Source organism: Peribacillus psychrosaccharolyticus ATCC 23296, from assembly GCF_000305495.1.
Lineage (GTDB): Bacteria > Bacillota > Bacilli > Bacillales > DSM-1321 > Peribacillus > Peribacillus psychrosaccharolyticus.
Genome location: NZ_AJTN02000240.1, coordinates 1 through 13383, shown reverse-complemented (window position 1 = coordinate 13383; position 13383 = coordinate 1). Strand labels below are relative to the sequence as shown.

10 protein-coding genes and 1 riboswitch are annotated in these 13383 nt (G+C 38.0%); of the genes, 8 read left to right on the top strand and 2 right to left on the bottom strand.

Translation table 11 applies throughout. The annotated features are described in order from the left end of the window. Positions 1-395: 395 nt before the first annotated feature. The gene (locus WYK_RS19425; protein ID WP_040376108.1) at positions 396-1544 is read left to right on the top strand and encodes a M20 peptidase aminoacylase family protein; all 1149 of its coding nucleotides are present in this window, start codon (positions 396-398) and stop codon (positions 1542-1544) included. Between the two features lie 323 nt (positions 1545-1867). Here the strand turns inward: WYK_RS19425 and WYK_RS19420 are convergent, their stop codons facing one another. Beyond that, a complete protein-coding gene (locus WYK_RS19420) occupies positions 1868-3352 on the bottom strand; it encodes an aldehyde dehydrogenase family protein (protein WP_040376107.1) in 1485 nt (494 codons plus the stop codon). Between the two features lie 372 nt (positions 3353-3724). On the opposite strand from WYK_RS19420, the gene helD reads away from it, so the two are divergent. From helD to WYK_RS19390, 6 genes are all read left to right on the top strand, one after another. Then, a complete protein-coding gene (gene helD / locus WYK_RS19415; protein WP_040376106.1) occupies positions 3725-6049 on the top strand; it encodes an RNA polymerase recycling motor HelD in 2325 nt (774 codons plus the stop codon). Positions 6050-6118: 69 nt separating this feature from the next. Next, the gene (locus tag WYK_RS19410) at positions 6119-7330 is read left to right on the top strand and encodes an MFS transporter (protein WP_040376105.1); all 1212 of its coding nucleotides are present in this window, start codon (positions 6119-6121) and stop codon (positions 7328-7330) included. 88 nt (positions 7331-7418) lie between these two features. Continuing rightward, positions 7419-7525, top strand: a riboswitch (SAM riboswitch). Positions 7526-7706: 181 nt separating this feature from the next. Continuing rightward, entirely contained in the window at positions 7707-7895 is a 189-nt protein-coding gene (fbpA, locus tag WYK_RS19400) for a Fur-regulated basic protein FbpA (protein ID WP_040376103.1), read from the top strand. Between the two features lie 202 nt (positions 7896-8097). Continuing rightward, the gene (locus WYK_RS24225) at positions 8098-8271 is read left to right on the top strand and encodes an aspartyl-phosphate phosphatase Spo0E family protein (RefSeq protein ID WP_174391531.1); all 174 of its coding nucleotides are present in this window, start codon (positions 8098-8100) and stop codon (positions 8269-8271) included. Positions 8272-8435: 164 nt separating this feature from the next. Next, positions 8436-11129: a CHASE3 domain-containing protein gene (locus WYK_RS19395; protein WP_040376102.1), complete on the top strand. Its 2694-nt coding sequence runs from the start codon at positions 8436-8438 to the stop codon at positions 11127-11129. A gap of 107 nt (positions 11130-11236) precedes the next feature. Beyond that, the gene (locus WYK_RS19390; RefSeq protein WP_040376101.1) at positions 11237-11974 is read left to right on the top strand and encodes a class I SAM-dependent DNA methyltransferase; all 738 of its coding nucleotides are present in this window, start codon (positions 11237-11239) and stop codon (positions 11972-11974) included. A 28-nt stretch (positions 11975-12002) separates the two neighbouring features. Here WYK_RS19390 and WYK_RS19385 read toward each other — a convergent pair whose 3' ends face one another. Next, positions 12003-12503 (bottom strand): GNAT family N-acetyltransferase, encoded by a 501-nt coding sequence (locus tag WYK_RS19385; protein ID WP_051387736.1) that lies wholly within the window; start codon positions 12501-12503, stop codon positions 12003-12005. A gap of 157 nt (positions 12504-12660) precedes the next feature. Between WYK_RS19385 and WYK_RS19380 the strand changes: the two genes are divergently transcribed. Next, positions 12661-13374, top strand: a complete 714-nt coding sequence (locus tag WYK_RS19380; RefSeq protein WP_051387734.1) for an SGNH/GDSL hydrolase family protein — start codon at positions 12661-12663, stop codon at positions 13372-13374. Positions 13375-13383 lie beyond the last annotated feature (9 nt).

The following is a 13383-nucleotide window of genomic DNA, read 5'->3' as shown; positions in this document are numbered from 1 at the left end:
TTATGGACTTTTTAAGCAGAAGCAAAGGGTATTTTTTTCCTTTATGGAAGAAAGATTCCTGCCCGCCTCGGCATGCTCGAAAGCAAAAGTATACCCTTTATTAGTATATCACTGGTCAAGACTTTTTAAACATTACATTCTTTACAAAATATTGGAAATATGAGAATCTAATTTGAAATACTTCAACTGGTTGACAGCTTTGTTAAGAATGTTTCATTGTTGCCTAAATATAAGAATATCTGTGTCAAATAGTTAAAAGTAGTGTACCTCAAAACCTCTTTGTTAATAGGATAAACAAGAGAGATATGACTCGATGGTTAAAATGATTGTTACCTTAACATAGGTTATAGGTTATGCCGTTAAGACAATGTAAATAAAGAAGGGGGCGGTCCCGCGTGAAAGATCTCATTAATCAGCTGAAACCAGAATTAAATGATGTATTTGGACATTTACATCAAATTCCGGAGGTTGGTTGGCAGGAGCATAACACAACCGCCTATATAGCTGAATATTTATATAAAAAGGGGTTTAGGGTGCGGACATTTCCAGACTGTACAGGATTATTTGTAGAAGTCGGTGAAGGCGATTTATGCATTGCGGTCCGTACGGATATTGATGCATTATGGCAGGAAGTGGATGGGGAGTTCAAGGCAAATCATTCTTGCGGTCATGATGCACATATGACGATGATCATTGGGACGATGCTTCTGATGCAGAAACTAGGTTTTCCTTCAGGTATTCGTTTTAAATTCATTTTTCAGCCGGCGGAAGAAAAGGGCAGCGGAGCGCTTAAACTAATTGATTTGGGAATAATGGATGATGTGAATTTCTTATATGGTGTTCATCTTCGTCCTATACAGGAAATGGCGGATGGGTTTGCCTCGCCGGCAATCTATCACGGTGCCTCTAGATTCATTGAAGGCAGAATTATTGGTGAAGATGCTCATGGAGCACGCCCGCATCTAGGGCATAATGCAATAGAAATTGGGGCTAAATTCATTCAGGAGATACAAGGTATACATCTTGATCCAATGGTACCTTACTCAGCAAAATTAACTAGATTTCTAGCGGGGGGCAGTTCAGGTAATATCATACCCGGCAAGGCAGCGTTTAGTATCGATGTCAGGGCTCAAAATAATCAAACGATTGATGCACTTTACTCAAAAATTGAAGCCATAGCAGACTCGCTTTCAAGACTTCATGATGTAAAGATACTGCTTGAAATAATGGGGAATACAGCGGCAGCCCGCGTATGTGCTGCGGCTAAAGAATCGATGAAATCAGCTATTATTGACACGATTGGTAAAGAAAAATTGATTGATCCAGTGGTCACTTCCGGTGGGGAAGACTTTCACTTTTATACGTTAAAACGGCCTGATATTCAGGCTACGATGCTTGGACTTGGCTGCGGTCTTACACCGGGCCTGCACCATCCACAAATGATATTTAACCGTGAAGCTATGTATACGGGAATTGAAATTCTGACAAAAACGGTTATTAATACAGCTAAATCTCATCAAGTAAATGCAAAAAAAGCACGTTAACTTAATGAAGAGTTAACGTGCTCAGACTGTAGACAAACTCGGGTGAGATTTAAATTCGAGATGTTGATTTCCATTCCAGGCGCTTCGCTTTCCGCGGGCGGGCGGTGAGCCGCATCAATGCTTACGCTCCTGCGGGGTCTCACCTTTCCCGCTGTTCCCGCAGGAGTCTTCACGCCTTCCATTTCAATCAACTGACTTTCTAAACTTAAATCAAAGGCGTAACACTAGACCAGCTTGTTCCAGCAGGCCAATTTGGTCCAAAAAATGCAAAAGAGGTTCGGAATGAAACCATTCCGAACCTCTTTTATTGTATTAAATCCTAATCAGCCTAAGTTAATCCACACGCTTTTCACTTCAGTGTAGTTATTAAGTGCATAGGAGCCCATTTCACGCCCCATACCTGATTGCTTGTATCCGCCAAATGGCGAAGCCGCATCAAATGCGTTATAGCAGTTAACCCAGACAGTACCAGCGCGAAGCTTGCTCGCTACATAATGGGCATTGGAAATATCACGTGTCCAAAGGCCTGCAGCCAGACCATAGTCACTTTCATTTGCCCGTTTAATCACTTCATCTATATCATCATAAGGCATTGCAGCGATAACCGGCCCAAATATTTCTTCCTTTGCGATTGTCATTTCATCATTAACTGCGGCAAAGATGGTCGGTGATACAAAGTAACCATCGTCTTGTGGTTTGCTTCCGCCGACGAGTACCTCTGCACCTTCACTAACGCCCTTTTCAATGTAATTCAACACTCGATTTTGTTGTTCTTGGGATACAAGCGGTCCGATTTGTGTGTTTGGATCAAGACCAGCACCTTGTTTAATGTTCTTCGCATGGGAAGCCATATCAGCGACGACATTATCATAGTGCTTTTTCTGTATAAAGACGCGAGATCCAGCACAGCAAACTTGTCCTTGGTTAAACATAACTCCGTTCAGTGCACCAGGAATGGCTTTTGAGAAATCTGCATCCGGGAGAATGATATTAGGTGATTTTCCGCCAAGCTCTAGTGTCACCCGTTTTAGAGAGTAAGCTGCAGAACGCATAATGGATTTTCCAACTTCAGTTGAACCAGTGAAGGCGATTTTATTGACTTGTGGATGATCAACAAGTGCTTGCCCAGCTGTTTCGCCGAATCCTGGCACAATATTAATGACTCCATCAGGGAATCCGGCTTCCTGAATAAGTTCAGCAAGGTAAAGAGCAGATAATGGAGTTTGTTCAGCTGGTTTTAAAACAACTGTACATCCTGTGGCCAATGCTGCACCGAGCTTCCACATTGCCATGAGTAAAGGAAAGTTCCAAGGAATAATTTGCCCAACAACGCCAACCGCTTCATGGCGTGTATAGTTAAAGTAATTGCCGGCAACAGGAATCGTTTGACCAACGATTTTTGTAGACCAGCCCGCATAATATCTCATATGTTCAACAGCGAGCGGAACATCTGCATTTGTCGTTTCACTAATAGGCTTTCCGTTATCAAGTGTTTCTAATTGAGCGAGTTCTGTTTTATTTGCTTCCATAAGATCAGCAAGCTTATACATTAATCTACTACGCGAAGCAGCACTCATTTTAGACCATTCACCTTCATCAAAGGCTGTCCTTGCTGCTTTAACAGCTAAATCAATATCTGCTTTATCTGCTTCATATACATCTGCAAGTACTTCCCCTGTTGCAGGGTTGGGAGTGGAAAAGGTTTTTCCTGAGGCGCTCTCAACGAATTTACCATTAATAAAGAGTTTCTTAGGACCTTTTAAAAACTGCTGAACTTTCTCATTGACTTCTAACGTAAGATTTGTCATGAATACCCTCCTTAAAATTTAGCTGGATAGATGAGTAAATCTTGTTGTATGTAATGAATGAAAGCGTTCACATCACCTTGTAAGCATATAGAAAATGATAGTGATTTTCAATAAACAAATACCAACATGATTCTTCCATACTATAGAATTTTGTCGAAATGGGTAAAATAGACTTGGATTATAAGGGAAAAAGTTGAGTGGTTTTTGGAGGAAAAATAGACATAAAAAAAGACAGATATTGTATCTGAAGTTTAAGTATGGTACATTTATAGATGTTGGAATAATAAGTAAAAATATGTATAATTATCCTAATTTACATTATATATCAAAGAAAAAAGGATGTCAATATATTTTATAAAAAGGAGTGGTTTGATGGCGGACTGGGAATTAGAGAAAATTCACGAACAAAATAGAGTAAATGAATTGAAGCGAAAGGTACACTACGAATATAAACGGCTGCAAATACTTCTTGGTGCTGCTGGTTCTGAAATCAAATCGATTAAGAAAAACTTTTGGGATGATGTTACCGTAAATTTGGAAGATGCGCATGAAGCGGCAGAAACACATGCAAGCATCAGGCAGCAGTCAGAGCTATTATCTGAACGTGAAAGGCGGCATAAACATTCTATTGAACAGGTTAAGTTGTTAAACCGTTTAGAAAAGACTCCTTATTTTGGGCGGATCGATTTTATTGAAGAAGAAGAAAAAAATGTCGAACAAATCTATATTGGGGTAGGTTCCTTTTATGATGAAGAAAGCTCCTCGTTTTTAGTTTATGACTGGAGGGCTCCTATTTCAAGTGTTTACTATGATTATTCAGTTGGACCTGCTAAGTACGAGGCTCCTGAAGGAATAATCGCAGGTACGCTGGAGTTGAAACGACAATTTGTCATCCGAAATGGTGAAATCATTAGTATGTTTGATACGGGGATAACGATTGGCGATGAACTGCTGCAGAAAGTTTTGGGAAAACAGGCTGATTCACAAATGAAAAGCATTGTAGCAACCATTCAGAAAGAGCAGAATACGATTATTAGGAATACGAAAAGCAGGCTTCTTATCGTACATGGGGCAGCAGGCAGCGGAAAAACATCGGCTGCACTACAACGAGCTGCTTATCTATTATATCGATTTCGGGACCAACTTAGCAGTGAACAATTATTATTGTTTTCTCCAAATCCATTATTTAATAGTTATGTGGCCAGTGTTTTGCCTGAACTCGGTGAAGCAAATATGCAGCAAACTACATTCCAGCAGTATTTAAATCAGCGTTTGGGTGATTTTTTTGACATTGAAGATCTTTTTCTGCAAATGGAATATGTATTGAGTTCCATTGATGATGAAGAATATGAAGCTAGACTAGAGGGAATTCGTTATAAATCCTCGCAAACTTTTTTACATGAAATTGACTGCTTGTTAAATAATTTGAAAAAAGCCGGGATGATCTTTAAACCGATCTATTTTCGCAGGGAGAGAATCCTTTCTGCAGAAGAAATCTATCATTACTTCTATCAACTAGGTAACGAACTATCATTGCCTGCTAGAATGAATTTGACCGTTGATAAAATACGTAAAGAGGTAAGAAAAAGGGAGTTGGAGGAACGTAAGAAGCCTTGGGTAGAAGAAGAAATGCAATATCTTGATAAAGGTGAATATCTTAAAAGCTATCGTAAGGCACTTAAGAATGAGGAACATGAATTCAATGGAATAGACAGTGAAACTCAATATCTTGCATCGGCGATAGTGAAAAAACGATTTAAGAGTCTTTATAGAAAAATTAATGAGTTTGCTTTTGTCGACACAGAGTCAATCTATCGAACATTATTTGAGGTGGAACATAAAAAAGAGTTAAATCATTGGGAACTAGTTTGCAAACAGTCTATCCATGAAATGGATCAGGGTAGACTCTTCTACGAAGATGCAACACCTTATTTATATTTAAAAGATCAACTTGAAGGGTTTAAGGTTAACACAAGAGTGCGGTATTTATTTATTGATGAGGCTCAGGACTATTCTTCCTTTCAATTTGCATTTTTAGCGAAACTTTTTCCGCAATGCAAAATGACCATTTTAGGTGATCCCAATCAGACTATTGTTGCTCATGGTGAAATGGCAGGAGGTACAGATATCTTAACATCGCTCTTCACAGAAGCAGAAACCGAGAAGGTTGTGTTAAAAAGAAGTTATCGTTCTACCAAGGAAATTGTCGAATTCACCAGAGAAGTAGTAAAAGACGGAGGAAGCATTGAACCATTTAATCGCCCTGGTCAAAAACCAGTGGTATTCACAGTCAAAGACGAGCAGCAATACATGTTATGTTTAGAAAAAACAATATATCACTTACAAGGTCTTGGCTTTCAAAACATTGCTTTAATAGGAAAGACGGCTGCTGAAAGTGAAGGAGTTTATAAAGAATTAAAGAGTAAAATGGAGATCAAACTTGTTAAGAAAGGTAAGTCTGAATTTGAAGATGGGCTCCTTGTGATTCCGACGTATCTGGCGAAGGGCATTGAGTTTGATGCGGTGATTATCCTGAATGCGTCTAAGGATCGATATTATTTAGAAAGAGAACGAAACCTTTTTTATACATCGTGCACAAGAGCCATGCATGAGCTTTGCTTGGTTTCCATCGGGGAAGTTTCACCATTTATTTCCGGATTGAGTAAAGACTTGTTTACAGGTGTAAAGTGGTGTTAAGATATACTTGTATTTAGAATTTATATAAAATTGAAAAATTGCATGGCTTTGATGTCTCAGGAGGAAAATATGGCAAAGAAAACGAAACCTTTATCAAATCGTAAATTATTGAGTATTGCCGGTCTTGGATGGATGTTTGATGCCCTCGATGTAGGGATGCTTTCATTTATTATTGTAGCCTTGCAGAAGGAATGGAGTTTAACGACCCAACAAGTTGGCTGGATTGGAAGCGTTAATTCTATCGGGATGGCAATAGGTGCCTTAGTATTTGGAGCTATGGCTGATCGGGTTGGCCGGAAAAATGTGTTTATTATTACTTTGCTGTTATTTTCAGTTGGCAGTGGATTATCAGCCCTTACAACATCGTTAGCGTTATTTTTACTTCTTCGCTTTCTTATTGGAATGGGATTAGGCGGGGAACTGCCTGTTGCATCAACGCTTGTTTCTGAAAGTGTTTCAGCCGATAAACGAGGAAGAGTAGTCGTACTGCTTGAAAGCTTTTGGGCTGCAGGGTGGTTAATCGCAGCATTGATTTCTTATTTTATCATTCCAGTCTATGGGTGGCGGATTGCGTTGCTCTTAAGTGCTATACCGGCACTATATGCATTATATTTACGTTTGAATCTTCCTGATTCGCCTAGGTATACAGCATTAGAGAGAAAACAGAGACCTTCTATTTTACAGAATATGAAAAGTGTTTGGGCTAAAGAGTATGCGAAGCAGACACTTGTTTTATGGGTTCTGTGGTTCTGTGTGGTCTTTTCTTACTATGGAATGTTCCTATGGCTGCCGAGTGTTATGGTTATGAAAGGGTTCAGTATGATCAAAAGCTTTGAGTATGTGTTAATCATGACACTGGCTCAGCTTCCAGGATATTTTACTGCCGCTTGGTTTATTGAAAAATATGGCCGAAAATTCGTGCTTGTTACCTACTTGATAGGTACGGCAGTCAGTGCATATTTCTTTGGAACAGCAGAGGAACTTCCATTATTGCTTACATCTGGTATTTTGCTGTCCTTCTTTAATTTAGGTGCGTGGGGCGGGTTATATGCATACACACCAGAGCAGTATCCCACCTCCATCAGGGGAACAGGTTCGGGGATGGCAGCGGCAGCGGGAAGAGTTGGCGGCATTTTAGGACCGCTTTTAGTCGGCTATTTAGTTGCAGCAGGGAAAGATATCTCGATCATATTCACCATTTTTACTATTGCCATTGTAGTTGGGGCTGCTGTTGTGCTCTTTTTTGGTAAAGAAACGAAAAACACAGTGCTCAAGGATTAAACTACTCATTTAAAACAAATTATTTGACTCTTATTTAAAGATAGTATATATTCTCAAGTACATCATAAACTATAAATATAAAAAAATATTCTTATCTAGAGAGGTGGAGGGACTTGGCCCAGTGATACCTCGGCAGCAGACCCGTATCCGGGAACTGTGCCAAATCCAACAAGCCTTTGGTTTGAAAGATAAGAGAAGCCGATACGAATGTCAGCCTCTTCTTATTTTAGAAGGGGCTTTTATATTTATTGTTCTTGAAATATGTTTAGAATGTGTATGTAGATGGTATATAAACGTTGGCGATAAAAAGTGAAGCGGTAATTCCGAGTCTAACGAAGGAAGTATGCATACATGTTTTTGGAAGGAGCCAAACAGCTTGACCGAATTATTAAAAACAATAGAACACAGAAAAGCTCTGTTAATTGAAGAATTACTGAAGCGGGGCGTATATAAAACATCAGATGAAAAGCATTTATATGATGCAACAATAAAAGTACTTGAAGATGAATTTTCACTTGCTAAAATCAACGAAGCAGCACCGACTATTAATTCAGTGAGTACCTAGCTCTGCAGAGTATAAGAGAGAAGGGCCATTACTACTATCACATGGGATAGGTAATGGTCCTTCTTTTTACTCTGTTTATAAAAAATACTGTCGAAATCAGACGATTTAACAAAAAAATAAATATTTTTATTTTCTTATTGATTTAATTTGTGAATGATTTTATTATTAGATTACTGTAAAAAAAAAGAAAAGGAGGGTCAATATGTCAACGAAGTTGGTTCATCTTATCATTGAAGAAAAACGCAAGGAAATGATACAGTTGGCAGAAGATTACGGCTATACAAGCAACCTAACTGTTCAGGCAAGTCAAGAGCTGGATTATTTACTAAATACCTTCTCTCCGAGTGACCAACCTTATCTCGTTTCTTCGAATTAGTCTAAATTTCGAGTTTAAAACAGTACTTATCCCTCATTCAACTCATTCCATTATACGTTATATGTGGTATAATTAAACATATCGAACTTCAGGATATTGACTGATTTCTATTGAAATTCGAAAGATGGAGGCCAGAAAAAAGTATTCCTGAGAGGCGGACTAGTATGTTTAAAGACCACAGATTTACGATTCGTTCTAAAATAAGTTTAGGTTATTTTTTCGTTATTGTTTGCCTTGGAATTGCTCTAGTTTTAGTGAGCAGCAGAATTTCTTCTCTACAGAAAGAATTAGATTTTATCGTTGAACATGATTTACAGGTTCATGAGTTAGCCAGCGAAATTGAAACTACTTTGCTAGATATGGAAGCTGGACAGCGTGGATATGTGATTACTCATGATGAAGAATACTTAGAGCCTTATTATAATGGAAAAAAAGATTTTGATAATGTGTATGCGGAGCTGTCAGATTTATTGGCAGATAACCCAGAACAGCAGCAAAATTTAAAGGATTTATACATAGATATTGAAAATTGGATAGATAAAGCCGGAACACCGATAATTAGCTTTGTTCAAAATGGTCAAAGTGATAATATTGAACGTTTTTTTCTGAATGACACCGGAAAACAGGCAATGGGCGAAATTCGTGACAAGTTATCTTTTTTCCAAGATACAGAATATGAGTTAACAACCCAACGCACAGAGGAAATTGCAGACAATAATAATCTATTAAAGGTTCTTATGTACATATTTTGGCTGATTGTTTCTTTATTTACTGTTCTTGCCTCATTGATTGTTTCTCGATCGATAACTAAAACGCTTAAACAAGTTACAGAATCGATTCAGGAAATTGGATCGGCCAGCGGCGATTTGTCTGGGAGAATCCCGGTTAAATCAAGAGACGAAGTCGGGATGCTTGCTTCATCCACTAATCAATTATTAGACAATATTCAAATGCAAAATGGGATTAAATCGCACATAGGTGATTTAGTTGGACTTACTCAGAAGACAACTGATGTAAAGACATTGGCAGAGCAGCTCATTCAACGAGTATCCTTGCTGATTAATGCACAATATGGTGCGTTGTATCTACATACAAATATAATTGAAAGAGATCAATTTATTCATGCTGCTTCATACGCTTGGGAAGGACGTCAGACATGGAAATCTTCCTTTGTACCAGGCGAAGGATTACTTGGTCAATGCGCAGTGAATCGAGAAATGTTAATTCTTGAAAATATCCCAGATCAGTACATAACTATTGGTTCAGGAATTGGTCAATCTATGCCAAAGCAAATTATAATTGTACCGATTCAGTTTGAAGACCGTACCTTAGCAGTGTTGGAGTTTGCAGCTTTGCAGCCTTTTCAAGTTTCAGATAAACAGTTTTTAGAGGATTTAATGGTAACATTCGGGCCATCTATTCAAAGTGTCTCAAGCCGTGTAGAAATTGAGCGGCTGTATAGCGAATCACAAGCAATGACGGAACAGCTTCAAGTACAGACTGAGGAACTAAGAAATCAGACAGAGGAATTAAAAATAATAAATGAAGATTTAGAGCAACAAAAATTTCTTGCAGAAGTTAAATCGCGTGAAGTAGAGCAGGCTAAAGAGGAGCTTGAACATTATGCTGAGCAGCTAAAGCTTAGTTCACAGTATAAATCTGAGTTTCTTGCTAATATGTCTCATGAATTAAGAACGCCTCTTAATAGTATTTTAATTCTATCTGAATTTTTAAATGATAATGAAAATAATACGTTATCTGCAGAAGAACAGGAATATACTAAAGTAATTCTTGATTCAGGTAAGGATTTACTTACGTTAATTAATGATATTCTTGATTTGTCCAAGGTAGAGGCAGGCAAGATGGACATAAAAAATGACTACGTCAATATGACCGCACTTCCTGAGAAAATGGAACAATTCTTTAGACCGATTGCTGATAAAAAAGGACTTGTCTTTTCTATTGATATGCATCGTAATGTTCCAGATCTATTCTACTCGGATGATAAGAGAATCGAGCAGATTCTTAAGAACTTATTATCGAATGCGTTCAAATTTACTGAAAGCGGCGAGGTAAAGCTTGAGATTAGACTGGCAGATCAGGCTGAAACTTCTCAATATGGCTCAATGACCGATAGCATGCCTATTATTGCGTTTTCAGTTATTGATACAGGTATAGGCATTCATATAGACAAGAAAGAAGTAATTTTTGAATCTTTTCAACAGGCAGATGGAGCTACTTTCCGTAAATATGGTGGAACTGGACTGGGACTTTCTATATCTCGTGAACTGGCAGAGTTATTGGGAGGATGGATTACACTGTCTAGTGAAGAGAACGTTGGAAGTACGTTCACCTTATATTTACCTTCAATGGAGCAGGAGTTTTCAGATAATCTCGCTTTAGCTGAGTCAGAAGCTGCAACTGCTGAAATAGATGCAGATTATCCAATACAGGTATCTCGATTACAAGAGGTTTTTTCAGGTAAGACAGTATTGATAGTAGATGATGATGACCGAAATGTTTTTTCTATGTCAAAAATATTGGAAAAACAAGGGATGATAATCAGACAAGCTTCAAATGGTGTGGAGAGCCTGAAAACACTAGCTAATGATGAGCAAATCGATATCGTTCTAATGGATATTATGATGCCAGAAATGGATGGTTACCAAACCATACAGGCGATACGAAAACAGAAGAAATTTGACGTAATACCTATAATAGCTATCACAGCTAGAGCCATGAATAATGAAAGAGAGAAATGTTTGACTGTTGGTGCAAATGACTATATCAGTAAACCAATTCAGCTTGATCAGTTATTATCAGTAATTAGAGTTTGGTTAAGTGAAGATTTAGTGTAAGAATTCCCCGTTATCGACAAGGATGACGGGGAATTTTTACGTAATTAAAGGATAGTTGTCTTATTTTCTCGAATAAATAACAGATGCTTTTTTGAGGAGGAAATAAAATGGAGTATAGAGGATCTTCTGTTTATGATAATGATGATTTTTTAAGTACCTATTTAATGAGGAGAAAAAGGCAGGCGAGTCCTAATAATATCCTTGAAAAACCCGTATTGCTTCAGTTAATAGGTGAAGTAAGGGGAAAAAAGGTGTTGGATTTAGGATGCGGGGATGCAGAAATAGGGAAGGAACTTCTTGAAGCTGGGTGCAGCTTTTACGAAGGTGTAGATGGTTCCGTTAATATGGTTGGAAAAGCCCAACAAGCCCTAACATCTGAAAGTAGCCGTATACACTTAGCTTCTATGGAAGACTGGGATTTTCTTAGAGAGTCCTATGATCTTGTCATTTCTAGATTGGCACTTCATTATCTAGAAGATTTACAAAAAGTAGTCCAACAGATACATCATTCACTAAAACCAGGCGGTCATTTCATTTTTAGTGTACAGCATCCAATTCTAACTTCTTCTATTAATAATCCAGAGGGGGAGCAGAAAAGGAGTTCTTGGTTGGTCGATGATTACTTTAAAATTGGGAATCGAACAGAAAAATGGATGGGGAAAGATGTTATTAAATATCACCGGACTATAGAGGAATATTTTCGTATCATCAACGACTGCGGATTTAGGGTGTCCACCTTAAAAGAATGCACCCCTCAGCGGAAATATTTTACTAGTGAAGAAGAATATCTTCGGAGAATGAGAGTGCCTGTCATTTTGCTGATGAGCTGTGAGAAGGCTGGATAAGAGAGTATATCTCAAATCCAGCCATAGATTAACCTATTCTTTTTCCGAGGATAATTAGATCACGTTCAACTCCGTCAAGTTCAGCAACATCAGGTAAACAAGCCCATTGCTCAAATCCAAATTTCGAAAATAATCGAATACTTGGTAGGTTATGACCGAATATAAACCCTAATAGGTTTTTAATTCCGAGCGAGGGACATTCGTTTATGGCTTTTTCTAAGGCTAGTTGGCCGACCCCTTGTCCACGGCATACTTCGTCTAAATAAATACTAATCTCAGCAGTTGCTAGGTAGGCAGGTCTGCCATAAAAAGATTGAAAACTAATCCAACCTACTATTTTTTTGTCTTGTAATAGGACGTATAGAGGGCGGTTGGTTTTGTTGTGTTCACGAAACCACGGGAGCCGTGACTCAGGTGTAATTGGGTCTAAGTCGGCGGTAACCATGCGCGAAGAGATTGTCGAGTTGTAAATTTCGATAATACGAGGCAAATCATTAAGTTCTGCGTGCTTAAATTGGATCATGCTCATAGATATTAGCTCCCTATATTATAGATGTAAAGATATCATACGGGAATAATTAAAATTATGCTAGTCGAATTTAGTAGAGAAAAGTGTTTGTTCTATTAAAAAAGGGTATAGAAGAGAGATAAAAAACATCATTGGCATGTTACAGAGGAGAGTACCCATGAAGAAAACAGCAATTTTTTTAATTATTTTGGTGCTTATTTGTACGGTGATTTTTCAATTTCAGAAAAAGGAAACTAATAAAGAAACTCGAATAGTGATGGCTTTCGGTGATTCTCTCACGCATGGAAAAGGTGATAAAAAGGGTCAGGAAGGCTATATAGACGGATTGGAAGAACAGTTAAATCAAGATGGCGATAAGCCTAAGGTGAAAATCTGGAATTATGGTATTTCTGGACAAGAAACAGATGGTGTGTTAAAGCAGCTAAATGATCTTGAAATAAATTCAAAGCTGGACCAGGCAGAGGAATTTATTGTGTTTATTGGAACTAATGATTTTATCAATGCTAATGGCGGAGATCTGAAGCAGGTTCATGACAGTGACATTAAGCAGGCTAAAACAGAATACATCAGCCATTTCAAGAAAATAATTTCGATTTTAGAAAAAGAAAATAAAGAAGCACCCATTTCAGTAATCGGCCTGTATAATCCTCAAGAAGATCGAGAGGCGATTGAAAAGCATATTATCGATTGGGATCATACGATTGCTGATATTGTAGAGAGTGATGAACGCATCACCTATATTCCGACCAATGACTTATTTAAAGATAAATCGAAAAAAGATTATTTCTCTGATTCTCTCCACCCCAATCAAAAAGGGTATGAATTAATTACAAAGCGCATATTAGAGAAAAATGACTTCCGTGAATCATAATAAAAAAAG